The following is a 25,368-nucleotide window of genomic DNA, read 5'->3' on the forward strand; positions in this document are numbered from 1 at the left end:
CCAATGCTCCATTATGGTGACAGTCATCAATGCAATGAAATTCTATGTTGCAAACTTAAATGGGACGTTGTTTTTACAAGGATTAATAATATTTATTAGCGAGTAATTAAAAAAACTTTTATAGTAAATATTATATAAGTGATATGGGTATAAGTGACCCCCTTTCACTATTTGACGAAAGGGGTCGCTGCTACATTTAAGAACATTAGGTCTTAACCTTTATTTTCACTTTCCTATAAATAAGTTGTAAAAATGAAACCAAAGTAATAGAAAAACCTAGAATACTAACCAAAGTATCATATTTGTGATAGTGGTATATTAATGACTGTTGCATAGACATAAACCATAGAAACAGTGGTATTAACAACAATATCGTATTCATTAGTGTATATATGGTTTTTCTTGTGTAAAAACTATATATTATTAGTACGAACGTACTTACAACTATGCCGATTAAAATATCCTTTATTTTGTTCATGATTACAAAGAATTTGTGCGTAAAGCCCACTCTTTTAAGGTGTGGGATGGATAGCGCTACTAAAATATACCATTAGACATGGTTATTTTAGTACGATATAATATACTTAGGTTTTGAAACGAGCCATATACTATCGTTAATGTGTCAATTGTGATGCTTGATAGTGAAATTCTTGAAGAAAATAATTAGTTTTTATATGTTGTAATTTATAGTTTTTATTATAAATGAGAGTATAAAAGAAGTTATTTAGTATTCAAGAACCCCATTCAATTATGTGTGGGAGTTTCAGTTAAACACTCCTATCTTTCCCGTATTAAGGTAAACAAAACAAAAACAAAAACAAAATCAAAATCAAAATCAGAGGTGTAAGAACCGCTCGACATAGTTCAGATAGGAAACCATTATTAAATCAATTTGGGGTAGTTACAACTCTTACGTAATTTTAGAAAATTGTGAAGGTACTATTTTTTAGGGTACTTTGCAAATTTTTTTTAAAAAGACATTGACTTGAAGTGAACTCCAAGTGATAGAGTATTAGATAGAAAGGTCATTAATAGCTTAAACAAACAAAACACAACTAAGAAGAGGGAGAATGAGCTAGGAGATGAAAAAAATAGAATATTGCACGGTGGACCGTATTATAGATAAATATTCGCAATATTCGCAATAATAAATACAATGAATGGGTTTTGAATGTTTTATTCATACCATTCTTTTTTTTTATTTATTATAAAAACACTCTAGAAGGGAAAGTTTATTGATAAAGTTAAACTTTAATTAGATTTAAATATAATGACATATTTAATGGAAAATTGTAATAATAGAATGAAATAAAGAATAATCTTGCAAAAAAACATTGAAATATGACGAAAAAAGTGATAACATTGGTTTATGTTATTTTAACCTGAAAATATTTATACAAAGGGGGACATTATGGATTTATTAAAACTATCAAGTAGTTTAGACAACTTCTTCTGGGGAAAAGTAATTATTTTCCTATGTATCGGTGCTGGTATTTTCTTTTCGGTTATTATGAAATTCCCACAAGTAAGACTAATAAAAGACATGGTTGGTCAATTAATTGGTGGTAAAAGCTCAGAAACTGGAGTATCTTCTTTCCAAGGTTTTGCAATGGCTTTGGGAGGACGTGTTGGTACTGGTAACATCACTGGTGTTGCTAGTGCAATTTACTTTGGTGGTCCTGGTGCGGTTTTCTGGATGTGGGCAATCGCATTCTTGGGTGCAGGTTCAGCTTTCATCGAATCATCTTTAGCTCAGGTATGGAAGGAAGAGGTTCACGGTGAGTATCGTGGTGGTCCTGCATACTATATCGAAAAAGGGTTACACAGCAAGTTCTTTGGTAGGGCATTTGCTATACTTGCAATTCTTGCCTGTGGAGTATTGCTTCCAGGTATACAATCCAACTCATTCGTTGTAGCTGCTGGTACAGCATTTCCTGTATCACCGTTGGTTTGGGGCATAGTTTATACAGTAATAACTGTAGCAGTAATTTTTGGCGGTGGTAAGAGAATTGCAAAAACTGCTGAATTTGTAGTTCCATTTATGGCTATAGCTTACATCCTATTAGCACTAGTAATTCTTGGTGTTAATTTCTCAAAAATAGGTGATGTATTCGGTTTGATATTTAGCTCAGCATTCGGTGCTAATGCTATATTTGGTGGTGTTTTTGGTAGCGCAGTAGCATGGGGTGTTAAGAGAGGGATATTCTCCAACGAAGCAGGGCAAGGTACTGGAGCTCAAGCTGCAGGTGCGGCTGAAGTTTCACACCCAGCGAAGCAAGGTCTTGTTCAAGCCTTCTCAGTGTATGTTGACACATTATTCGTATGTACTGCAACAGCTATAATGATCCTTGTAACAGGTTCATATAACGTTATATCTGCTAGCGGTGGATTTATAACTGAACTAGTTCCTGGAATAGACAAGGGTAACTTTACACAAACAGCTGTAAGTTCATTTATTCCTGGATTCGGTGGAGCTTTCGTTGCAATAGCGTTATTCTTCTTCACTCTTACAACTGTTTTTGCATATGCATTCTATACAGACTCCAACGTAGGTTATCTATTTAAGGACAGCAAAAATGTTAAGGCTTATAAGATAACTCTTAACGTCTTCAGAGCTATACTAGCTGCTGGTGTATTTGTTGGTGCTATAGCACAAGCAGATATGATGTGGAACTTCGGTTCAGCAGGTGTTGGTGCCATGGCTTGGTTTAATGTAATTGCAATATTATTACTATATAAGCCAGGGATTGCTACACTTAAGGACTATGAAGCTCAAAAGAAGCTTGGCATTGACCCTGTATTTATACCATCAAATTTAGGTATTAAGGGTGCTGAGTTATGGGAGACTATAATTCCAAAGACTTACGCAAAAGAGCTGGAGGCTTATAAGGCAGCAACAGAAGGTAAGAAAAAAACTGATAGTTAATAATTAAATATCAAATAGAAGCAGGGGACTCTAAATTATTAGGGCTTCCTGCTTCTATTTCTATGTATCCATTGTATTGCAACTTATTATATTTATTGACAATACGCAGATAATCATTGTAGATACTCTATGTTTTAAATGGTAAATCATTGATAAAATAAAATTATAAAGTAAAGCCAAGGGCTTAAGTAAAGGAGGAGTTAAAATGAAAAAAAATTATAAGAGAGGGTATGTATACGTTTTAAGCTTTATATTAACTATTTTCATGATGAGTGGGGTAGCATTTGCAGGAGACATAAATAGTCCTTTAGAAAAAAAATCTTCTTCTATTAAATGGAATGGGCATGCTTCTTTTACAATTACTAATGGGAAAGGAACTAGAATTGTAACAGATCCTTTTGGAGATGGTATTGGATATAAGGTTCAAGAGTTATATGCTGAAATAGCCACTGTTAGTCATGATCATTTTGATCATAATTATTTAGAATCCATTAAAAGCAATTTTACAGCGATAAGAGAAAGAGGAAAATTTAAAATTAATGGTATAAAAATTAAAGGGACAAAGACATATCATGATACTGAAAGTGGATCTCAAAGAGGTGAGAATACAGTATATACCTATAATATTGATGGAGTAAACCTATGTCATTTAGGTGATTTAGGACATGAATTATCAAAGGAGCAAATTGAAAGTATTGGCAAAGTAGATATATTAATGATTCCAGTAGGAGGATTATATACAATAGATGGGGAAGTAGCTGCTAAAGTTGTTAGTCAATTAAATCCTAAGGTTGTTATACCAATGCATTATCAAACGGAAGTGCTTGTTCCTGAATTTGGAAAATTATCAAAGGTAGATAACTTTATAGAGAAAATGAATAATTGGCAAGTAGTTAAAGTAGACACCTTTACTTTTAACAAATCAGAAATAACAAAATCAAAGGAGAAAAAAATAGTTGTATTAAACTTCAATAAGTAAAAAAAATTACAAAGTTAAAGGTTAATTTCCAATCACCTAGAATATAGTAATTAGTAATTGAGTTCTAGATGATTGGAGTTTTTAATTATGGAATTATTCACCATTGATGAGAGCAGGGAGATAAAGTTACCAGTATATATTGAAACTAAGGAGCCATTTTCTTCAGAAAATTATTTTATGTTTAGGTTAATCCTTGTTGAAAAAGGGGGAGGAATTGTAAGTGTTAATGAAAACACTATTGTCTTTACAGCACCTACAATTTTTTGCTTAAATGCTAATGATAGGATTAATCTTGATAAGTGTAGTAATTTAAGTGCAAGAGCAATTTATTTTAGTCCTACCTTGGTAAATAATGTTTTAACCTTAGAAAAAATGAATAATTTAGAGGCAGATATATCTGAATCAGAATACCGTGATTATTGTTCTATGTTACCATTTGTTTATAGGGAAGAGTTGAGTTTTGGACAGTTTGAAGTTGGGCCTGCAACTGCTAATCGAATAGCAAAATTATTTGATTCTTTAGAAGCGGAATTAACATTATTAAATAATAATTTTTGGAGATGTCGCAGTAGATCTTTCTTTTTAGAGATTCTATTTTTGATTCAGTATATATATACTGATATGGAAAATACCACTAAATTTGAAATGATAAAGTGTTCAGATGAAATTAATGAAATTATTTTATATTTGCATACACATTATGAAAGAAAAATTTCTATTGAAGAGTTAACAGAAGAATTTCATATTAACAGAACAACACTTACAGATAGATTTACTAGGTCTACTGGGATGTCTGTTATGGGATATTTAATTAGATTAAGAGTTAAGATGGCTGCTATAATGTTAAGAGATACTATGTTATCTGTATCAGAAATAGCCTATAGAGTGGGTTTTAACGATATAACTCATTTTGGTAGAATGTTTCGAAAGCACATGGGATATTCAGCATCTGAATATAGAAAAAAGAAAATGGAATAAAAACTGTATGATAATGGTAATACTCATTTATATTCAAATAACTGAGGTACTGGTAGCAAGTGTTTGTTTTCGAGGGTAAACACTTTTGCCGGTATTTTTTTGTTATCTTCATGCTTTTTACCATTACATGTCCTAGCAATCAATTTAAGCGAGTCCTCATTAAATGAATCAATATTAAATCTGATATTATATAAATTAGAAAAGTATGTTATGATAATAAAAAAACATATGTACTGTCTTGGAAGGGGCTATCAAAATTGATTATTTTTATAAATATTCTTATTGTATTTTTGCTTGTATTTATGAATGGTTTTTTCGTTGCTACGGAATTTGCTATGGTAAAAGTTAGAAAATCTAGAATAGAAACTTTAGTACTTGAAGGAGCTAGAAATGCAAAATATACTTCAAAGGTTGTTAATAATTTAAATTCATACTTATCTGCATGTCAGCTAGGAATAACTTTAGCATCGCTCGGACTCGGATGGATAGGAGAACCTGCTGTTGCAGATATGCTAACTCCGATATTTAATTTGTTTCATTTGCAAGAAAGTGCTGTACACTCAATTTCATTTATCTTGGGGTTTTCAATTATAACGGGCTTTCATATTGTACTAGGAGAGTTAGTTCCTAAATCATTGGCAATTATAAGTGCAGAAAAGATAGCGATGTACACCGCACTGCCACTCATAATGTTTTATAACGTAACTTATCCTATAATGTGGGCTTTTAATCATAGTACTAGTATAGTTTTAAAGGCTTTTGGTGTGACCCTTATAGATGAACATGAAGCAGCGCATACTGATGAGGAAATAAAATTATTGGTTGAAGAGAGCTATAATCATGGATTAATAGATAAAACTGAATTAACCTTTATAGATAATATATTTGATTTTACTGAGAAAACCGTAAAAGAAATAATGATACCTCGCACTGATATGGCATGTATTTACATTGAGGATTCTTTTGAGGATATTATAGCATCTGCTTTAGATGAACAGCATACTAGATATCCAATCTGCAGGGATAATAAAGATAATATTATTGGTTTTGTACACATCAAGGATTTATATAAGCAGAAAATTCAGGGTAATAATCAAAATATAGAAGACATTATTCGTGAGATTAAATTTGTTCCAGAATCATTGTCAATAAGTGAATTATTAAAAGTATTTAAGAAACAAAAGGTACAAATGGCTATAATTATTGATGAATATGGGGGAACATTTGGATTAGTAACTATCCAGGATATTTTAGAAGAAATTGTTGGGGAAATTCAAGATGAGTTTGATGAAGAAGGAAACGAGATTATTAAAACTGAAGATGGTAATTATCTTGTAGATGGAAAAGTTCTTATTGAAGATATCATTGAACTGTTAGATAAAGACTTTGAAGTTGAAAATATTGATACCATTGGAGGTTGGATTTATTCACAGTTAAAGTCATACCCACAAGTTAATGATAAAATTTTATATGAGGATTATGAGTTTATCATATTGGAATGTGACAGTAAAAGAATAAGCAAAGTGCTAATTAAAAAATCATCTGTAGAAGAGTAGTATTGTTTGGAAGAATTTAAATGAGCATTAGTGGCTACAAAAATAGCTACTAATGCTCATTATGTTTAATTACCTTACGTTAAAGTATCAGTTTTATTTGAAGAAATATTATTAAGATGTTTAATTTCAATATTTTGCGTATTTATTTCATCATTGAGTATGTTACTTTTAGCGTTTAAAGCTATTGTAGTTTCTAAAGTTACTATTTGAGTTTCCAGGGTTTCTATTTTATTTTTAAAAGTTTCATTTTGAATTTCAAAATTTTTAGCTTTTTTTGTTAGTCTTTTATTACCACGCCTTAGGGTGATTTCTTTTTGTAGCCCTAATAAAGTAACAATTATAGCACCTGTAATTGCAGAGACAAAAATTATAAGAGCCAAGGAGATATTAAATTTTGTGAAAAAGAAATTAATAGATATTACTGAAGAATTTTGGATTCCGAATAAGGCTACTAAAATAGCAAAAAGCAAAGAAATTATAAAACCAAATCTCATAGAAAATGACCTCCTTTATTTACTAAATTCATTAAATTATAGCATATTACTTTGTTTGTGAATAGGATATCCTATTATTTTCCTTATTTTAGCTAAAAACAGCAAAATATCTGTAGAAAATTGCAATAATGATAAAAATGGAATATTATTAATTTACTAAGATAAAGTTCTCAATTGGAGATGTTAATATTATATTTTTAATAATCCTATGAATTTTATTACGGTAGAATATAAATTAAATAAAATTGAAATTAATAAGATAATGGACAATTTATATTTGCTAATATTCATTAGTTTATGTTATATTAATCATATGATTAAAGCTTACTAAATACAGTGTTAAGAAAAGAATATTAGGAAGGGGCACTTTTAATGGAGACAAATATGGATAAAGAACTTTCTAGTATATTTGTAATTTTTGGTGGAACTGGTGATTTGACAAAAAGAAAGCTTATTCCAGCTATTTTTAGTTTGATGTACGAAGAAAAACTGCCCGAAAATTTTACAATTGTAGCTATAGGAAGACGTGAAAAGACAAATGAGGAATATAGAGAAGAAATGCGTTCATCTGTAGAAAAATTCTCTAGATTTTCACTAAATGATTATTTATGGCTTAAATTCAGTAAGAGAATTTTTTATAAAAACTTTGATTTTACTTCTGATAATCAAGGCTATGCGGATTTGGATTTGTTTTTGGAAAAAATGGAGATAAGATATTTAACAGGTGGCAAAAGGTTATATTATTTAGCCGTTGCGCCAGAATTTTTTGAAGGTATAATTAGAAATTTAAAAAATAATGGTATGGTGTCAAGAGCTATTGGCTGGCAGCGAATAATGATTGAAAAGCCTTTTGGATCAAGTCTTGAAACAGCTAGGATATTAAATCATAATATATCAAAACTTGTACCAGAAGAAGATTTATTTAGAATAGATCATTATTTGGGAAAAGAAATGATTCAAAATATATTGGCCATTAGATTTGGAAACTCATTATTTGAACCATTATGGAATGCAAATCATATAGATAATATTCAAATTACCTCCAATGAACTTTTGGGCGTAGAGAGTAGAGGTGCATATTATGAGAATGCTGGTATATTAAAAGATATGCTTCAAAATCATATATTACAAATGCTAACTATGATTGCAATGGAACCTCCAATAGACTTTGAACCTGAATCTATAAGGGATGAAAAAGTGAAGGTATTACGCTCACTCAGACCTTTCACCGCGGAGACTTTTAAAGAAAACATTGTTCGTGGCCAATACGGTGCGGGAGAAATTGAAGATGCGAAAGTGATTGCTTATAGAGAAGAAAATAGAGTATCCAAAGCGTCAAATACGGATACATTTATAGCACTTAAGACCTATATAGATAATTTTAGATGGGGAGGAGTACCCATCTACATAAGAGCAGGAAAAAGGATGAATAATAAAAGTACTGAGATAGTTATTCAGTTTAAAAAACTTCCTGGAATTAATTATTATAAGGAGTTCGATAATATTTCTCATAATCTTTTAGTTTTAAAAATTCAGCCAGAAGAGGGGTTTTTCTTTCAGATAAATGCAAAACAGCCTGGTAGTGAATTTAAAATGGAAAAGGTTCAACTAGATTATTGTCAAAGTTGTAGGGCTTTAAATGATTCACCTGAGGCTTACGAAAGGTTAATACTTGAAGCAATTAGGAATAACTCATCATTATTTACTAGATGGGATGAACTCCAATATTCTTGGCAATTTGTTGAGAGTATTGAAAAGCAATATGAGAATAATATACCTACATGTCCTAATTATTCAGCAGGGACATCGGGCCCTAAGGAAGCAATAGATTTAATTGAAAATGATGGCAGACAGTGGTGGAATACTGCGTCTGATTAAGGAGAGAAAATATGATTATATATGATATTTCTATGACTATTGAAAAAACCATGGGAGTGTACAAGAATATAGAGGAAAAAAGGCCTATAATTAAATTCGAAAGAAAAATTCCAAAGGATAGCATTAATGAATCCAGCATGTATATGAACTTGCATACTGGAACTCATATTGATGCCCCATATCATGTAGATGATATGGGTGAAACCATTGAATCTATTGATTTAAATAAATTAATTACAAAGTGTAGAGTAATTGACTTAACAAAGATAGTAGATGGTATAACAAAAGAGGACCTTATGGATAAAAATATTCAACAGGGTGAATTCTTATTGCTAAAAACTAGAAATTCATTCACTGAAGAATTTGAACCTAATTTTGTCTTTGTTGAAAAAAGTGGAGCGGAGTATCTAGCTGAAAAAGGTATAATTGGAATAGCAATAGATTCCTTTGGTATAGAGAGAGCTCAACCAGAACATGAAACTCATAAGATTCTTTTCAATAGGGGAATAACTATAATAGAGGGTGTTAGACTAAAAGAAATAAAAGAGGATGAATATTTTATGTGTGCATTGCCACTTAAAATAAAAGGTGTAGATGGTGCTCCGGCTAGGGTAGTTTTAATAAAAAACTTAATGTAATAACCATATCTTTCATGTTATAATAATATCTGTAATATAAAACATTGCAAGTAAACGCTTGCAACATAAGACATTGCAAGTAACGCTTGCAATACAAAATTTTGCAAGTAAAGATTGCAATTTAATGGGGTGAATGTAATGAACGTAAAAGAAAGAATTGAAGAGTTAAGGCATGAGATGAGAGAAAGAGGCATAGAGGCATACATAGTACCTAGTTCAGATCCACATCAAAGTGAATATGTAGCAGAGCACTATACTGCTAGAACATTTATAACAGGATTCACCGGTTCTGCTGGAACTGCAATTATAACTTTAACAGATGCAGGTTTATGGACAGATGGAAGATATTTCATACAAGCAGAAAGTCAGCTGAAAGATACAGGTGTAACCTTATTTAGAATGGGAGAGACTGGAGTTCCAACTGTTGAGGGATTTTTGAAACAAAACCTTAATAAGGGAGCAAAAATTGCTTTTGATGGCAAGGTTATTTCAGTTGAGTATTTTAGAGGACTTAAAAAATCTCTAGAAAGTAATGAATTTTCCTATGAAGTTAGTGAAGATTTAATAGATAAAATATGGAAAAATAGACCTCAAAGACCTTGTAGTAAGGTAGTTTTGCATGATGTAGCCTATGCAGGAGAGTCAAGGGAATCAAAACTTGCCAAGGTAGTTCTTGAAATGAAAACTATGGGAGCAGAATACTATGTTATATCAGGTCTTGATGACATAGCATGGCTATTAAACATTAGAGCAAGAGATGTAAAATGTAATCCACTAACTATAGCTTATGCAGTGCTTTCAGAGGAAAAATATTATCTATTTATAGATGATAGAAAAATTGATTCTGTTGTTCGTGCCGAACTTGAAAAGGCTAATGTAGAAATAATGCCTTATGATAGTATAGGAGAATTTTTAGAGAAAATTAAAGTGGGAACAATATTACTTGACGCAGCAAGAACTAGTACTTGGATATATAGCGCCATAAAGGTTAAAGTTATAGAGGCCATGGATATAACTACAAAATTTAAGGCTATAAAGAATGATATTCAAATTGAGAACACTAGAAATGCAATGGTACGTGATGGTGTGGCTATGGTTAAATTTATTAGCTGGCTAAAGAAAACCATAAAGACGCGTAATATTACAGAAATAGAAGCATCAGATAAAATTGAAGCAATAAGAAGTTTAGGAGAAAATTACTATGATTTAAGCTTTGCATCTATTTCAGCCTACAGAGCAAATGCATCTATGCCTCACTACTCTGCTACGCAAAAAGATCAGGCCACTATTGTGCAAGAGAGTTTTTACTTATTGGATTCAGGGGCTCAATACTTGGATGGAACAACAGATATTACAAGAACGCTAGCTGTAGGCCCCTTAACTATCGAAGAAAAAACAGATTTCACCTTAGTATTAAGAGGGATGATTAACTTAACTATGCAAAGATTTTTATATGGAACTACAGGTTCAAATTTAGATATTATAGCTAGAATTCCACTTTGGAATGCAGGTATGGATTATAAACATGGAACAGGACATGGAGTAGGTTTCTTCTTAAATGTTCATGAAGGTCCACATAGAATATCCGTGGCTCCGAATACTGTTAAACTTGAAAAAGGAATGATAGTATCCAACGAACCAGGAGTTTATAAGGCAGGAAAGCATGGTATAAGAATAGAAAATTTAGTCGTTGTGGAGGAAATTGAAAACACTTTATATGGTGGACAATTTATGAAGTTTGAGACTTTAACACTATGCCCTATAGACTTAGAAGCTATAGATGTTTCACTATTAACAGTTGAAGAAAAGACTTGGCTAAATAATTATCATAAAACTGTATTTGAAAAACTTTCTACCTATTTAAAGGGCGAAGAACTAGAGTACTTAAAGCAAGCAACGGTAGCAATATAAATATAAGAATAATAAATTAACAAAGGTTAAAGAGATGCAATGGCATCTCTTTTTTATTTTCTTATTATAAAGTGACTTACTTAAAGCTAATATTACAGAAGTCTTATGGATATGAAGTATAGGTAGTGGGTAAAATATTTAGGTATATTAAAATAGATTATCCTAGGGAATTGTTATTTGTTTAACTGAAATTTAAAGTAATTAATAGGAGCGGTGATTATGATGGGTAAGATAATAGCCTTTTATACAATGCCACATCCACCTATAATAATTCCAGAGGTGGGACGTGGAGAGGAAAAAAAGATAAAAAACACATACGATGCTTGCGCGCGCATTGGAGGGGAAATAGCAGAGTTAAAACCAGAGGTAATAATAGTAGTCACGCCACATGGAACTATGTTTTCAGATGCAATAGCTCTTTCTTTTGAAAGTTCTATTTCAGGAAATTTAAAGCAATTTGGGGCTTCAAAAGTTTCTATGAATTTTGAAATAGACATGGATTTGACAGGAAAGATTATGATTAAGGCACGCGAAAATAATATTCCAACGGTAGAGGTAAGCACAAGTTTTCTTAAAAAATACGGTAGAGAATATGAATTGGATCATGGTAGCATAGTTCCACTTTATTTTGTTGTTGATAAATATAAGTCTTTTAAGCTTGTTCATATTACCTATGGGGGACTTAGTCCTATGCAGTTATATAAATTTGGTAAACTTATCAAAGAGGCAATAGAAGAGAGTAATGAAAATGCTGTGTTTATTGGAAGTGGTGATCTTTCTCATCATCTTAAAGATGAAGGACCTTATGATTATAATCCCTATGGAGAAGTGTTTGATGCCGAAATAATAAGTCTATTAACAAAGGGTGATGTAGCAGGAGTATTTAATATAAATCCAGAAATGGTTGAAAATGCTGGTGAATGTGGCTTAAGGTCTTATTATATAATGATTGGAGCAATGGAAGGTAATGAAATAAAGGGAGAACTCCTTTCCTATGAAGGCACCTTCGGAGTGGGCTATGCGGTAATGAAATTTGATCTTAAAAACAGTGATAGAGATATATTATCAGAAATTACTAATGAAAAAAGAAAAAAATATAAGGAAAGAGTAAAAAAGGAAGATGTTTATGTTAGGCTTGCCAGAGAAAGTCTTACTCATTATCTAATAGAGGGTAATTTCATGGATCAGCCAAACTATGTAACAGAGGAAATGATAAATAATAAAAGAGGGGTATTTGTGTCTCTTAAAAAATTTGGGCAGTTAAGGGGATGTATAGGTACAATCTTTCCTGTAACAGAGAGTGTAGCAAGTGAAATAATGCGAAATTCCATTGAAGCAGGAGAAGGGGACCCAAGGTTTAGTCACGTATTGGAGGGAGAGCTTGAGGATATTGTATTTTCCGTAGATGTTTTAACGGAGCCTGTACCAGCTTTAAAAGAAGAACTAGATCCTAAAAAATACGGAATTATTGTAAGAAGTGGTAGAAAGAGTGGACTACTATTACCAGATCTTGCCGGTGTTAATACCATAGAGGAGCAGATAAGTATAGTATTAAATAAAGCATCAATTTCTCCAAATGAAAAATATTCTATAGAAAAGTTTGAGGTTATAAGGCATAAATAGGAGTGGTAATTATGGAAAAAGAAGCTTTGTTTTATGAAAAACAAGGAGATGTAATTAGTTGCAAACTTTGCCCTCATAATTGCCATATTCCATCAGGCGCTCATGGCATATGTAATGTACGGGTAAATAGCAAAGGAAAACTTTATACGATAAATTATGGAGAAATAACTTCTATGGCCCAAGATCCCATAGAAAAAAAACCACTATATCATTTTAAACCAGGAAGTAACATACTTTCTGTAGGAAGCTTTGGGTGCAATTTTAGCTGTGGTTTTTGCCAAAATTACTCCATTTCCCAAGGGAGAGCAAAGAGCGAATATGTACCACCAGAAAAATTAGTGGAAATATGCAAAAGCCTGGAAGGTAATATTGGGATAGCATTTACATATAATGAACCTTCTATTTGGTATGAATATGTATACAATTCATCAAAACTATTAAAAGAAAGCATTAAGGATATAAATATAGTGGTGGTTACAAATGGCTATATTAAAGAAGAACCTCTAAAGATACTTCTTCCCTATGTGGATGCTATGAATATTGATTTAAAAGCTTTAAATAATAAGTATTATAAGGATATATGTGGAGGGAGTGTGACACCTGTTATGGATACTATTAAAATAGCATCCAAGCAGTGTCATGTAGAGGTAACTACTCTACTGGTAAATGAAGAAAATGATTCTGAAGAAGAAATTGAGGCAGTTGCAGGATTTATTGCCTCATTAAATAAAGATATTCCACTTCATTTATCAAGATATTTTCCAAACTATAAGATGAATAACCCTGCTACAAAAGTTGAGGTAATGTTTAAAGATAGGGATATAGCAAAGAAATATCTTAACTACGTATATTTAGGTAATATAGCGGATATTGATAACTCCACATATTGTCCAAAGTGCGACTATAAGATTATTGAAAGAGAAAGAAATCATATTAATGTTAATATTAGCCATAGTATATGTCCGAAATGTGGTTATAAAATAAATATTATACTTTAAGTATATTGTACCTCACTATGATATGGAAATTTTAAAAATTAAAAGTCATTTAAATGTAGGTATAAATAACAAAGATCCAGTAGAATAATATTCTGCTGGATCTTTGTGTTTACGGAAAAGATATGGGACTTGGGTTTGTACCTAGGTTAGTTATTCTTATATTAACGATATATAGGATAATTATTAAATCTGATTTTATTAAGTGATTTGTATATACCAAGTGTTAATTCTTCCATAGTTGAAATGTTTTTAGGATTAAAATTGCCATTGTCTAGTTGTACTAAGCCAAAACCTTCAGCAAGGGCAGCGTAACCTAAATAGCCTTTAGACAATTTGTCTGTATCCTTAAAATTAGCTTTAAATATATCACCACATTCCACTACTTTGTGGTAGTTTATAAATCGTACAAGGATTTTTGCCATTTCTTCTCTTGTAACCTTTGTATATCCCTTAAATTCCACTTCTTCATTATCTATTATTCCATAAGAAACTGCCATTTGAAGATATTTATAGTCCTGAGTGCCTTTAGTGACTCCTTTTATTTTTAATTCTTCAACTGGTGCTGAATTATTAGCTTTAACATTCGAATCTTTTGATGATTCACTCACCATTACATAAGGTCTAAAACCTTTAGCATCTACTAGTGATTTAATTAGGTCTATTTGAGTTACTTCTTTATTTAACTTAAAATCTTTTGTGTTTAACAGTCCTTTATATGCTAATATACTTAATTCCTTTTCGTATTTACTATTTTTTATATCATTCATAAAGGTTTGAATATTTTCATTAACTTCTTCACCATCATAGCTTACGAAATTACCAGTAAAAGCATCCACATCTAATACTTGCTTAGCTTTATAATAATCTATAGCATATATAAGTTTTGCTTCAAGTTTTGGGTTTTTAAGGTCTTTACTTGTATTTACTAAATTATAGGCTAGTTTTGTCTTATATTTCTGTGAAAACTTACTTAAAGCATCCTTTTCCGAGATTTTCTTATCTAAGGATGGAAAATTTAATCCATCTTCCCATCTGTAATTTATAGTGTTTATTTCTCCAGTTTTTAAATCTACTACTAAATTTATATTATTTTCATAATATGCTATGCCATTTTCGGTTCTTGCAAAATTAAAATAAATCTGTCTTTCTTTATTGTTATTTTCTTTAGGTTCATTTGACTTATCAAAATGAGTTTGCTGAGTTTTAATATTTTTTATTTGAGAAGGATAATATTTAGCTAGAGTATTAATTGCTTTATTATAAGCTTCATCCCAAGTTAAATTTGCTTTAAAATCTTTTTCTTCTTCGTATTTATTATTTTTGGAGCAGGATATTACACCCTGGGTTAAAGCATCTATTCTTATTGAACCGCCTTCTTCATATTTTTTATTTTCATCTTTATAAAATTGTACTGACCAAGTTTTTTCGTTTTCACCATTTAAGTTAGAACTTTCATCGTAAGCAAGTGGATCTAATTTATAGCCATCACCATAAAGATCTTTAATGATATCTTTAATTGTAGATTTGGCTTTTTCCTCGCTTATAGGTTCTTTAGCCACATTAACTTCACTATATTTTTTATAGAAATCAATTTTTTCTTTTTCATTTAAATCTTTAAGGATTAAATTAGAAGAATTATTTAAATTATCCTCCATAAAAATACCGCTACTAGCATCTATAGTATTTCCTTTTTTAAATGATGGTGAATATACAACTTTAATTTCTTTTTTCTTGTGAGTATCGTCATATCTATCATAATAATTTACATATTTTAAGTCCATGCTTATATTATTTTTCAAAATATCCTGTGCTTTTTCATTGCTAATAACACTCTTTATATCTTGAAATGTGTATTTATCATCCCAATTTATATCATAATAAGTTACGTTTCCACGAGTTCCATCTACATTTACTTCTATTTTATTGTCAGTAAATTCAACGCCATTAACTTTCCTTATATAAGAAAAAGAATAAGAACCTGAACCATTTCTGTAATATTGAGAAAAGTCATTATCTACTCTAGTTACTTGAGAAAATTTGTCTGCATCAATCTTTTTAACAAAATTATCTGCAACTTCGCTGGCCTCTTTTAAGGAAATAGTTGGTATAGAATTATTGTCATCACTATTATATTCTGAATTGTCAATGGACTTTATTTTTCCGGTATTTGCAATTACGGAAACACTATAATTTACATTTTTTAAAACATTATTTTTGCTCCAAGATATATTCCAAATGTAATCTTCGGCTCCACCATTGTTATAATTATCAAGACTTATTCTAACTGAAAACTTAGAGTCGTAAATATTAGTATTAAAATATTTTTTGAAGGTAGCTCTCCCTATATCTAGCGCTTCCTGCTTAGAAATTTTAACTTTTTTCTCGATTTCTGGCGATACATTAGTAACATAGGTTAAATCTTGATTTTGAGGATTAACCTCAGTTTTATACATGATTTTTTCAAGTTTAGGCTGTACTTGTACTGCTAATGCGGTTGAAAATGATGTAAATATAAATACTGAACATAGTAGTAATGAAAATATTTTTTTTCTGTTCATAATTTAGTACTCCCCCTTTAAACGAAAATAGTTTCTCGTTACAATATAGACGACTCAGCTTTTATTAATGTTACAATAATATTGGTAAATTTTTATGTTTTATAGTTATTTTTTTGTTTTTGAAGGAAATAACTAGTTTTTAGAGAATATAATATAAATACTATAAAAATATACCATTTTAACTCAGGAAGGGGAATATTATGAAATTTACAGAAATGCAGTATAAAAGACCGGATATGAAAGAGCTAGTCGTAGGGTTCACGCAGTTATTAACTGAATTTAATACTTGTGCTAGTTTTGATGATGCAAATTCAATTATGGTTAAAATCAATGACTTAAGAGGTGATTTAGAATCAATGGCAGAGCTTGTGGGAATACGTCATACTATTGACACAACTGATGCTTTTTATGAAGGAGAACAGGATTTCATTGACGAAAACATGCCTATATACCAAGGCCTAGTTGCCAAGTATTATGAAGCGCTTATTAATTCGAAATTTAGACCTGAACTCGAAGAAAAATGGGGCAAGCAACTTTTTAATATGGCAACTTTAAATATTAAAACTTTTTCCCCAGAGATAATTGAAGATTTACAGATGGAAAATAAGTTATCTAGTGAATATACTAAATTAATTGCTTCTGCCAAAATAATGTTTGAAGGTGAAGAAAGAACACTATCTCAATTAACACCCTTCAGATTATCCACTGATAGGGATATGAGAAAAAGAGCAAATGAAGCTAAATATAATTTCTTTTCTGAAAATGAAATAAAATTAGATGAAATTTATGATGGTCTAGTAAAAGTAAGAACTAAAATTGCTAAAAAATTAGGATATGAAAATTTCGTGCAACTTGGATACGATCGTATGCTTCGTTCAGATTATAATGCTGAAATGGTTGCAAATTACAGAAAACAAGTTGAAGAAGTTATCGTTCCTATGGCTACTAAATTAAGAGAAAGACAATGTAAACGTCTAGACCTTGCTCATTTGTATTATTATGATGAGGGAATAAGTTTTAAAAGTGGAAATGCAAAACCACAGGGTAATCCTGGGTGGATAGTTAACAATGGTAAAAAAATGTATGAAGAATTGTCTAAGGAAACTGGAGAATTTTTTAATTTCATGATTAATAATGAGCTTATGAACTTAGAGAGTAAAAAAGGTAAAGCTGGCGGTGGTTATTGTACATTTATAGGGAAGTACAAATCACCATTTATATTCTCAAACTTCAATGGTACGTCTGGTGATGTAGATGTGTTAACCCATGAAGCAGGACACGCTTTCCAAGCTTATTGTAGTAGGAAATATGAAGTGCCTGAGTATAATTTTCCAACTAATGAAGCTGCTGAAATTCACTCTATGAGCATGGAATTATTAACTTGGCCATGGATGAATTTGTTTTTTGAAGAAGAAGAATTAAAATATAAATTCAATCATTTAAGTGAAGCACTCTTATTCTTACCTTATGGAGTAACGGTTGATGAGTTCCAACACTTTGTTTATAATAATCCCGAAGCATCGCCAACTGAAAGAAAATTAGCCTGGAGAAAAATTGAAAAGAAATATTTACCACATAGAGATTACGCTGGAAATGATTATTTAGAAAGAGGGGGCTTTTGGTATCAACAAGGACATATTTTTGGTTCACCTTTCTATTATATAGATTATACACTAGCTCAAGTTTGTGCATTTCAATTCTTTAAAAAGGCTAATGATAATAGAGAAAATGCTATGGCAGATTATATGAACCTCTGCGCGGCTGGTGGTAGCAAATCATTCTTGGGATTAGTAGAACTTGCTAATTTAAAGTCACCATTTGATGATGGTTGTATTAAATCAGTTATAGGTGATATTAAAAATTGGCTTGATAGTGTTGATGATACAAAACTATAAACAAAAAAATCCAGTAGAATGATATTCTATTGGATTTTTTTTGATTTCATATTACATATTTAAATGAGGTTTTTAAGGGTGGATTACATGATAACCGATAGCCTTTACATGGCTAAAACACAAGCTTAACACCATGAACATAGGCAGTTGTCGAATAGTTATTATTTTAACGATTATATCAATAATATTTAAAAAACATGAAATATTTTTTTTATTTTTAGTACAAACTGTTATAGTACTGATAAAAAGGAATGCTACAGAATGCACTAACGAATAAAAGTGATAAGAGATTAATATTTTAAAATACTGTTGAAAACATTAGTAAGTTGAATAGAAAATATAAATACAAAATATGCTGTATACATTTTCAAAGACATATTTTTTTATTTCAAATATTTATAACATTATAGAAGTATATGTTAAAAATATAATTATTATTGACTTTCATTCCATTTAAAACTATCTTAAGTAATGGAAGTTCAACAAATGCATAATTCGACAGAAGGTAGGCACGAGAATTGAGTAGCATTATAAACATAATTAATATTGCAGTAATAGGGGGTAAATGTATCTGTGGTAAAAGAAGAAGAAGGAATTATAATTGAAATATTGGAAGGCAATATGGCTAAAGTCAAAGTAGGTAGGCATGGTGAATGTAAAAATTGTGGTGCATGCCCGGGTGATAGTGCACTTATCATAGAAGCTCAAAATTTAATTGGGGCTAAAGCTGGACAAAGAGTTGCATTCGAAGTGAAAGAGACAAATATGCTAATGGCGGCCTTTGTTGTATATATAGTACCTCTTATTGCTATTTTATTAGGAGTTATTGCTGGTAAGGCAATAGCAATGAAATTTGGTTATTCTGTGAGAGGTTTTCAAATTGTAGGCGGAACACTAACATTTATATTGTCAATATTAAATATAAAAATTTTCGATAAATTTGCTCATAATAATAAGAAAATGCAACCTGTTATTACTCGGAGCTTATCTTGATTTTTTTAAGAGTTAGTATGTATATATAACTAAATATACTTTAAATATGTTAAAAGAGGTGTAAAAAATTGATAAAAAGTTTTCGTGGAGGAATACATCCAAATGGTAATAAAAGTTATACCGCCGATAAGCTTATAGAAATAGCACCACTTCCAAGTGTGGTTATTATTCCGGTGAGACAGCATATAGGTGCTCCTTGCTTACCAATTGTAGCTAAGGGGGATTTTGTAAAGAAGGGACAAGTTATAGCAAGTAGCGATGCTTTTGTTTCCAGTCCTGTCCATGCATCAATATCCGGAATGGTTAAAGAGGTGGCAGAATACCCTCATGTAGTATTCGGAAAGTGTCTTTCTATTGTAATTGAAAATGATGGCAAAGACGAGTGGGTAGAAGGAATTCCCTGTGAAAGAGATTGGGAGAAGTTAAAGGGCAATGAAATAGGAAATATCATTAAAGATGCAGGTATCGTCGGAATGGGAGGCGCCACTTTTCCTACTCATGTAAAATTATCCCCACCAAAAGAAAAGAAAATTGATACTTTTATTTTGAATGCAGCAGAATGTGAGCCTTATTTAACAGCAGATCATAGAATGATGCTAGAATATTCGCAGCAAATTTGCACTGGTGTAAAAATAGTGATGAAGGTTCTTGGGGTTCAAAAAGCATATGTGGGAATTGAAGATAATAAACCTGATGCAGTAATTGCAATGAAAAGAGCATTTGAAGGAACTACAGTGCAGGTGAAGGAAATCCCAACTAAATATCCACAAGGTTCGGAAAAAATGCTTATTAAAGTCTTGGCAGATCGCGAGGTTCCTTCTGGTAATTTGCCAATGGATGTAGGAGTAGTAGTTCAAAATGTAGGCACGGTTATTGCAATTTATGATGCAGTGGTAAGAGGAATTCCACTTATCCAAAGAGTAACAACTATAAGTGGAAGTGCTGTAAAAGAACCTAAAAATCTTTTGCTTAGAATTGGAACAACATTCGAAGAGGCTATTGATAATTGTGGTGGATTTATAGAAAAGCCAGCTAAAGTTATTATGGGTGGTCCTATGATGGGATTTGCTCAATCAAATTTAAAGGTTTCTATTATTAAAGGAGTTTCTGGAATTTTAGGTTTAACTAAAAAAGATGTGAATAACGGCACTGAATCGCCTTGCATTCGTTGTGGAAAATGCGTAAGCGTTTGTCCTTGTGGACTTAATCCAGGTATGCTCAGTATTTTGGGGCAGAAAAACCTTTATCAAGAAGCAAAGGAAGAACAAAATCTTTTAGACTGTGCGGAATGTGGGAGCTGTGTTTATGTATGCCCTGCTAAACGAAATATCGTACAATACATTAGATATTGTAAGATGCAAAATGCAGCGCAGACTGCAAAACTAAATGCAGCGTATGCAGCAAAAAAATAGGGGTGCAATTTATATGAATAGTGAAGTAAAATTAGAAGATAATCTCTTTACAATTTCAACATCTCCACATATACGTGGAAAAGAATCTATTTCTAAAATAATGTGGACTGTGAATTTGGCTCTAGCGCCAGCTGCGCTTTTTGCAATTTATAATTTTGGGATTCCTGCACTAATTACATTGCTTGTGGGAAGTTTATCAGCAGTAGGACTAGAGTATATAGTACAAAAACTTAGAAAAAAGCCAATAACTATTTCTGACGGAAGTGCTTTTTTAACAGGACTATTGCTTGCAATGTGTTTACCGCCTACCATTCCACCGTATATGGCAATAGTTGGTTCATTTATTGCTATAGTTATAGCAAAGCATTCTATGGGAGGACTTGGGTATAATATTTTTAATCCAGCTCACATTGGTAGGGCTGCTATTATGGTGTCATGGCCTGTGGCAATGACAACCTGGTCAAAACTTAGTACAAGTGTAGATGTAGTAACTACTGCAACACCTTTAAATATTTTAAAACAACAAGGATATGGAAAGCTTATCGATACATTTGGAAGCGTACCTCAAATGTATAAGGCAATGTTCATTGGTACTCGGAATGGGAGTATTGGTGAAACCTCTACGGTTTTATTACTTCTTGGAGGCATCTATTTAATTTATAAAGGGTATGTAAATTGGCATGTTCCTGTATTTATGATTGGAACAGTAGGTATTTTAACTTGGGTATTTGGACCAGTAGGTCTATTTACTGGAGATCCGGTTTTCCATATGATGGCTGGAGGCTTGATTATTGGAGCATTCTTTATGGCAACAGATATGGTTACCATTCCAATTACAAAAAAAGGACAGGTGATTTTTGCTATAGGAGCTGGTGCGCTTACTGTCTTAATTAGGCTTAAAGGTGGATATCCAGAAGGGGTTTGTTACTCTATTTTATTAATGAATGCAGTTACGCCGCTTATTGATAAATTAGTAAGGCCAGTTAAATTTGGAGCAAGGAGGTAGTGAAAAATGTCGGATGAGAATAATGTTGAACATAAGGTTTTGCATAATAAAGAATATAGTATTTTTCAAATTGCTATAAATTTAACAGTTGCTTGTTTCATATCAGGTGCGATTATTGCTGGAACCTATTTCATAACAGCACCAGTTGCAGCAAAAAATGCGATTACTATGAAGAATGATGCAATGAAAGCATTGGTTAAAGATGCAGAAACTTTTAAGCCCTTGAATGGAAAAAAAGATTGGTTTACAGCAGAAAAGAATGGGAAAGTAATTGCTTATGTAGTTCCAGCAGAGAGTAAAGGATATGGTGGAGCTATAAAAATGCTTGTGTCCGTTACACCTCAAGGTAAAATTATTGACTTTGCTATATTATCCAGTAATGAGACACCAGGGCTTGGAGATAATGCGGGTAAAGACGCTTTTAGAAGTGAATTTAAGGGTAAAAAAAGTGAGGATTTAGAAGTGGTAAAGGATAAATCAAAAGAAAATAATATTCAAGCTATGACTGGAGCTACCATTTCTTCAAAGGCTGTAACCAAAGGTATCAAAGAAGCTGTGCAACAAGTTACACAGTTTGTAGGGGGAAAATAATATGAGAGAGTTATGGAATATATTTAAAAAAGGGATTATTGCAGAAAATCCGATTTTTGTTCTTGCACTTAGTCTTTGCCCAGCACTGGCGGTAACCAGTAACTCCATAAATTCATTAACTATGGGTCTTGCAGTAATGTTTGTTATTACTGTAAATAATACTATTGTATCTATTTCTAGAAAAGTAGTAAATCCTAAGGTTCGTGTACCGGTGTATATTACATCTGTAGCAACAATTGTTACAGTAGTACAGCTGGTATTACAGGCATATGCGCCACTGCTCTATAAGGCATTAGGTATATATTTAGCATTGATTGTTGTTTTTGCAATTATTTTAGCTAGAGCAGAGGTTTTTGCTTCGAAAAATTCAGTGCTACCATCATTTTTCGATGGACTGGGAATGGGGTGTGGTTTTGCACTTGCACTCTTATCAATTGGAATAATTCGTGAACTTTTAGGTACAGGAGCTATATTTGGCATACAAGTGCTTGGTTCTTGGTATAACCCTGCACTTATAATGATTTTACCCCCAGGTGCATTTATATTAATTGGTTATATGGTGGCTGGTTTCAAGATGCTGACTCAGCATATGGAAAAAGTTAAACTTGAGAGAGGTGAAGTATAATGGGTGAATATTTAACTCTGTTTGTCTCTGCGGTAGTTGTAAATAACTTCGTTTTAACAAGGTTTCTAGGACTTTGTATTTTCTTCGGAGTTTCTAATAGTTTAAATGCCTCTATTGGTATGGGCATGGCTGTAACTTCTGTTATGACTCTTAGTTCAATGCTGGCATGGGCGGTATTCCATTTTGTGCTAGCTCCACTTCATTTAACATTTTTAACGACAGCAGTATTTGTACTTTTGATTGCTAGCTTTGTGCAGCTTTTAGAGATGATTATTAAAAAATACGCTCCTACACTATATAATATGTGGGGTATTTATTTATTACTAATTGCTACAAATTGTGTTGTGCTTGGGGTTCCATTATTAAATGCAGAGTCTAATTTTTCATTTATGAAAAGTGCGGTTTCTGCCATTGGTTCTGGATTAGGATTTGCGTTGGCAATTATCCTCATGGCAAGTTTAAGAGAAAAATTAAGACTCGCAGATGTACCTAAACCACTAGAGGGGCTCGGTATTGCATTTATTTTAGCTGGAATGCTCGCTTTAGCCTTCTTGGGGTTTTCTGGTATGATACCAGTATAGAAAGGAGCTGAGAAATTAATATGAGTAATATGAGTATTGCAATTGCGGTTTTAGTTGTAATGACATCAGTTGGACTAGTGTTTGGTTTGATTTTGGCGGTTGCCAATAAAAAATTCGCCATTGAAGTAAATCCCTTGATTCATATTGTTGAAGATATATTACCAAAAGGTCAATGCGGAGCCTGTGGATATGCTGGTTGTATGGCCTATGCAGAAGCTGTGGTTATAAATCCAGATGTGCAGCCAAATCTTTGCATTCCAGGTAAATCGGCTGTTGCAAAAATGGTAGGGGAATTAACTGGTAAAGCAGCATTAGAAATGGAACCAAGAGTGGCTTTTGTAAAATGTGCTGGTAATCAAGATAAAGCTATTAAAGCTTATAAATACGAGGGCATACAAGAGTGTGTTGCTGCAACGCTACTACAGGGAGGACATAAGGGATGTCAATATGGTTGCCTTGGTTTTGGAACCTGTGTCAGAAGTTGTCCATTTGATGCAATGACAATGAGTGAAGATGGCCTACCAATTATTAACAGTAAAAAATGTACAGGTTGTGGAAAATGTGAAATAGTTTGCCCGAAAAAAGTTATTGAATTGGTTCCCATTGGAGTTCCTATAGCTGTGAATTGTAATTCAAAAGACAAAGGTGCTATAGTACGTAAAGTCTGCAGCGTAGGCTGTATTGGGTGTGGAATTTGTGTTAAGAATTGCCAACATGGTGCAATAAAAATTGAGAATAATATAGCTATAGTAGATAGTAAGATTTGTGTTTCAAAGTGTAGTGAATCAACTTGCTTACATAAATGCCCAACGGGAGCAATTTCAAAATTTAGTCAGTGACCTATGTTAAATTTATGGGAGAAATAGCATATTGTGTGTTACAATATACTTACAAACAAATTTAAGGAGGCACGATATGAACAAAATTAAACAACAACAAATAATGAATGAAATTGGTATACCCTGTCCTCTTGAAAATGAATCAGATCAGAAGTATGCAATTAGAATGATAGAAGAAGCTTGCACTTTCTTAAAAAACTATGCAAAGCATACTGGCAAAAAGGGTTATGTTTGTCATCTTTCAGGGGGGGTAGATACCTTTGTTACAAGTATGCTTATTAAAAAAGCAGGACTATATTTAATAAATTTATCTCTTCCTTTTGGGATTAAACCAGATATGGCTGATGTACAACTTGCAAAAAATATTATAAAACCAGATGTATTTAAAACTTATGATATAATGGGTCCTGTAATTGAATCCATTGAGCTACTTCGTGATTTACCACCTTCGAAGGTAGATATAGGAAATACAAAAGCTAGAATAAGAATGACTGTAGTATATAGAGTAGCTGAAGTATATGATGTTTTAGTTGCTGGAGCAACAAATGTGTCTGAGCTAACCCTTGGAATGGTAACTAAATATGGTGACGATGCATCAGATATACAACCAATTGCTGGATTGTCAAAAGGCATAATTTACGAAATGGCGAAAATATTTGGTGCGCCTCAATCTATAATTGATAAAATGTCTACCACTGGTACCTGGGATAATGAAGCCAATCAAAAAGAAGTAACAGAAATAAATCACCAGGTTTGCATGTATTTAAGGGGAGATGACATTTCAGAAGAATACGAGAATGAAATAGTGGATTTGTATACAAGGTCTGAACATAAAAGACATTCACCAGTGACACCAAAAGATGCCTGGTGGTTTGAATAAATTTATA

At 32.0% G+C, this 25,368-nt stretch carries 20 protein-coding genes; 18 read left to right on the forward strand and 2 right to left on the reverse strand.

Going from position 1 to position 25,368, the window contains the following annotated elements; genetic code table 11:
• The first annotated feature begins 1,411 nt into the window (after positions 1–1,411).
• From Ctaglu_RS02450 to Ctaglu_RS02465, 4 genes are all read left to right on the forward strand, one after another.
• A complete protein-coding gene (locus Ctaglu_RS02450) occupies positions 1,412–2,926 on the forward strand; it encodes an alanine/glycine:cation symporter family protein (protein WP_124997715.1) in 1,515 nt (504 codons plus the stop codon).
• A gap of 205 nt (positions 2,927–3,131) precedes the next feature.
• The gene (locus Ctaglu_RS02455) at positions 3,132–3,905 is read left to right on the forward strand and encodes an MBL fold metallo-hydrolase (protein WP_124997716.1); all 774 of its coding nucleotides are present in this window, start codon (positions 3,132–3,134) and stop codon (positions 3,903–3,905) included.
• An 87-nt stretch (positions 3,906–3,992) separates the two neighbouring features.
• Positions 3,993–4,883 carry an AraC family transcriptional regulator gene (locus Ctaglu_RS02460; protein ID WP_124997718.1) on the forward strand — a complete coding sequence of 297 codons (891 nt, stop codon included), beginning with the start codon at positions 3,993–3,995 and terminating at the stop codon, positions 4,881–4,883.
• A 257-nt stretch (positions 4,884–5,140) separates the two neighbouring features.
• Positions 5,141–6,439, forward strand: a complete 1,299-nt coding sequence (locus Ctaglu_RS02465) for a hemolysin family protein (protein WP_124997720.1) — start codon at positions 5,141–5,143, stop codon at positions 6,437–6,439.
• A gap of 74 nt (positions 6,440–6,513) precedes the next feature.
• Here Ctaglu_RS02465 and Ctaglu_RS02470 read toward each other — a convergent pair whose 3' ends face one another.
• Entirely contained in the window at positions 6,514–6,933 is a 420-nt protein-coding gene (locus Ctaglu_RS02470) for a LapA family protein (RefSeq protein WP_124997723.1), read from the reverse strand.
• Between the two features lie 372 nt (positions 6,934–7,305).
• Here Ctaglu_RS02470 and zwf point away from each other — a divergent pair, with 372 nt between their 5' ends.
• The 5 genes from zwf to amrS all read left to right on the forward strand — a co-directional run bounded on the left by zwf (position 7,306) and on the right by amrS (position 13,981).
• The gene (gene zwf, locus Ctaglu_RS02475; RefSeq protein WP_207669440.1) at positions 7,306–8,811 is read left to right on the forward strand and encodes a glucose-6-phosphate dehydrogenase; all 1,506 of its coding nucleotides are present in this window, start codon (positions 7,306–7,308) and stop codon (positions 8,809–8,811) included.
• Between the two features lie 11 nt (positions 8,812–8,822).
• Positions 8,823–9,449: a cyclase family protein gene (locus tag Ctaglu_RS02480; protein ID WP_124997725.1), complete on the forward strand. Its 627-nt coding sequence runs from the start codon at positions 8,823–8,825 to the stop codon at positions 9,447–9,449.
• 138 nt (positions 9,450–9,587) lie between these two features.
• Positions 9,588–11,360: an aminopeptidase P family protein gene (locus tag Ctaglu_RS02485; RefSeq protein WP_124997727.1), complete on the forward strand. Its 1,773-nt coding sequence runs from the start codon at positions 9,588–9,590 to the stop codon at positions 11,358–11,360.
• 222 nt (positions 11,361–11,582) lie between these two features.
• A complete protein-coding gene (amrA, locus tag Ctaglu_RS02490; RefSeq protein ID WP_124997828.1) occupies positions 11,583–12,983 on the forward strand; it encodes an AmmeMemoRadiSam system protein A in 1,401 nt (466 codons plus the stop codon).
• Positions 12,984–12,994: 11 nt separating this feature from the next.
• Positions 12,995–13,981 carry an AmmeMemoRadiSam system radical SAM enzyme gene (gene amrS, locus Ctaglu_RS02495; RefSeq protein WP_124997729.1) on the forward strand — a complete coding sequence of 329 codons (987 nt, stop codon included), beginning with the start codon at positions 12,995–12,997 and terminating at the stop codon, positions 13,979–13,981.
• A gap of 161 nt (positions 13,982–14,142) precedes the next feature.
• On the opposite strand, the gene Ctaglu_RS02500 is transcribed toward amrS, so the two are convergent.
• Positions 14,143–16,539, reverse strand: a complete 2,397-nt coding sequence (locus Ctaglu_RS02500) for a YcdB/YcdC domain-containing protein (RefSeq protein WP_124997731.1) — start codon at positions 16,537–16,539, stop codon at positions 14,143–14,145.
• 200 nt (positions 16,540–16,739) lie between these two features.
• On the opposite strand from Ctaglu_RS02500, the gene Ctaglu_RS02505 reads away from it, so the two are divergent.
• The 9 genes from Ctaglu_RS02505 to nadE all read left to right on the forward strand — a co-directional run bounded on the left by Ctaglu_RS02505 (position 16,740) and on the right by nadE (position 25,361).
• Positions 16,740–18,434 (forward strand): M3 family oligoendopeptidase, encoded by a 1,695-nt coding sequence (locus Ctaglu_RS02505; RefSeq protein WP_124997733.1) that lies wholly within the window; start codon positions 16,740–16,742, stop codon positions 18,432–18,434.
• Positions 18,435–19,007: 573 nt separating this feature from the next.
• Positions 19,008–19,427, forward strand: a complete 420-nt coding sequence (locus Ctaglu_RS02510) for a SoxR reducing system RseC family protein (protein WP_124997735.1) — start codon at positions 19,008–19,010, stop codon at positions 19,425–19,427.
• A 68-nt stretch (positions 19,428–19,495) separates the two neighbouring features.
• Positions 19,496–20,839 (forward strand): electron transport complex subunit RsxC, encoded by a 1,344-nt coding sequence (gene rsxC / locus Ctaglu_RS02515; RefSeq protein WP_124997737.1) that lies wholly within the window; start codon positions 19,496–19,498, stop codon positions 20,837–20,839.
• 13 nt (positions 20,840–20,852) lie between these two features.
• A complete protein-coding gene (locus Ctaglu_RS02520) occupies positions 20,853–21,845 on the forward strand; it encodes an RnfABCDGE type electron transport complex subunit D (RefSeq protein ID WP_124997739.1) in 993 nt (330 codons plus the stop codon).
• Positions 21,846–21,851: 6 nt separating this feature from the next.
• Positions 21,852–22,436, forward strand: coding sequence for an RnfABCDGE type electron transport complex subunit G (locus Ctaglu_RS02525; RefSeq protein WP_124997741.1), 585 nt, complete (start codon positions 21,852–21,854; stop codon positions 22,434–22,436).
• Position 22,437: 1 nt separating this feature from the next.
• The gene (rsxE, locus tag Ctaglu_RS02530; RefSeq protein WP_124997743.1) at positions 22,438–23,061 is read left to right on the forward strand and encodes an electron transport complex subunit RsxE; all 624 of its coding nucleotides are present in this window, start codon (positions 22,438–22,440) and stop codon (positions 23,059–23,061) included.
• Entirely contained in the window at positions 23,061–23,642 is a 582-nt protein-coding gene (locus Ctaglu_RS02535) for an electron transport complex protein RnfA (protein ID WP_124997745.1), read from the forward strand. Before rsxE ends, Ctaglu_RS02535 begins: the two co-directional genes overlap by 1 nt.
• Before the next feature lie 29 nt (positions 23,643–23,671).
• A complete protein-coding gene (gene rnfB / locus Ctaglu_RS02540; protein ID WP_124997830.1) occupies positions 23,672–24,481 on the forward strand; it encodes an RnfABCDGE type electron transport complex subunit B in 810 nt (269 codons plus the stop codon).
• A gap of 76 nt (positions 24,482–24,557) precedes the next feature.
• Positions 24,558–25,361, forward strand: a complete 804-nt coding sequence (gene nadE / locus Ctaglu_RS02545) for an NAD(+) synthase (RefSeq protein WP_124997747.1) — start codon at positions 24,558–24,560, stop codon at positions 25,359–25,361.
• Positions 25,362–25,368 lie beyond the last annotated feature (7 nt).

This window comes from Clostridium tagluense, from assembly GCF_003865095.1.
GTDB lineage: Bacteria > Bacillota > Clostridia > Clostridiales > Clostridiaceae > Clostridium_AD > Clostridium_AD tagluense.

Coding starts and splice junctions, on each gene's coding strand:
- amrA (WP_124997828.1), top strand. CDS start 11,583: ATGGGTAAGATAATAGCCTTTTATACAATGCCACATCCACCTATAATA.
- Ctaglu_RS02525 (WP_124997741.1), top strand. CDS start 21,852: ATGTCGGATGAGAATAATGTTGAACATAAGGTTTTGCATAATAAAGAA.
- Ctaglu_RS02500 (WP_124997731.1), bottom strand. CDS start 16,539: ATGAACAGAAAAAAAATATTTTCATTACTACTATGTTCAGTATTTATA.
- Ctaglu_RS02470 (WP_124997723.1), bottom strand. CDS start 6,933: ATGAGATTTGGTTTTATAATTTCTTTGCTTTTTGCTATTTTAGTAGCC.
- zwf (WP_207669440.1), top strand. CDS start 7,306: ATGGAGACAAATATGGATAAAGAACTTTCTAGTATATTTGTAATTTTT.
- rnfB (WP_124997830.1), top strand. CDS start 23,672: ATGAGTATTGCAATTGCGGTTTTAGTTGTAATGACATCAGTTGGACTA.
- Ctaglu_RS02485 (WP_124997727.1), top strand. CDS start 9,588: ATGAACGTAAAAGAAAGAATTGAAGAGTTAAGGCATGAGATGAGAGAA.
- Ctaglu_RS02505 (WP_124997733.1), top strand. CDS start 16,740: ATGAAATTTACAGAAATGCAGTATAAAAGACCGGATATGAAAGAGCTA.
- Ctaglu_RS02460 (WP_124997718.1), top strand. CDS start 3,993: ATGGAATTATTCACCATTGATGAGAGCAGGGAGATAAAGTTACCAGTA.
- rsxE (WP_124997743.1), top strand. CDS start 22,438: ATGAGAGAGTTATGGAATATATTTAAAAAAGGGATTATTGCAGAAAAT.
- Ctaglu_RS02450 (WP_124997715.1), top strand. CDS start 1,412: ATGGATTTATTAAAACTATCAAGTAGTTTAGACAACTTCTTCTGGGGA.
- Ctaglu_RS02535 (WP_124997745.1), top strand. CDS start 23,061: ATGGGTGAATATTTAACTCTGTTTGTCTCTGCGGTAGTTGTAAATAAC.
- amrS (WP_124997729.1), top strand. CDS start 12,995: ATGGAAAAAGAAGCTTTGTTTTATGAAAAACAAGGAGATGTAATTAGT.
- Ctaglu_RS02455 (WP_124997716.1), top strand. CDS start 3,132: ATGAAAAAAAATTATAAGAGAGGGTATGTATACGTTTTAAGCTTTATA.
- Ctaglu_RS02520 (WP_124997739.1), top strand. CDS start 20,853: ATGAATAGTGAAGTAAAATTAGAAGATAATCTCTTTACAATTTCAACA.
- Ctaglu_RS02480 (WP_124997725.1), top strand. CDS start 8,823: ATGATTATATATGATATTTCTATGACTATTGAAAAAACCATGGGAGTG.
- nadE (WP_124997747.1), top strand. CDS start 24,558: ATGAACAAAATTAAACAACAACAAATAATGAATGAAATTGGTATACCC.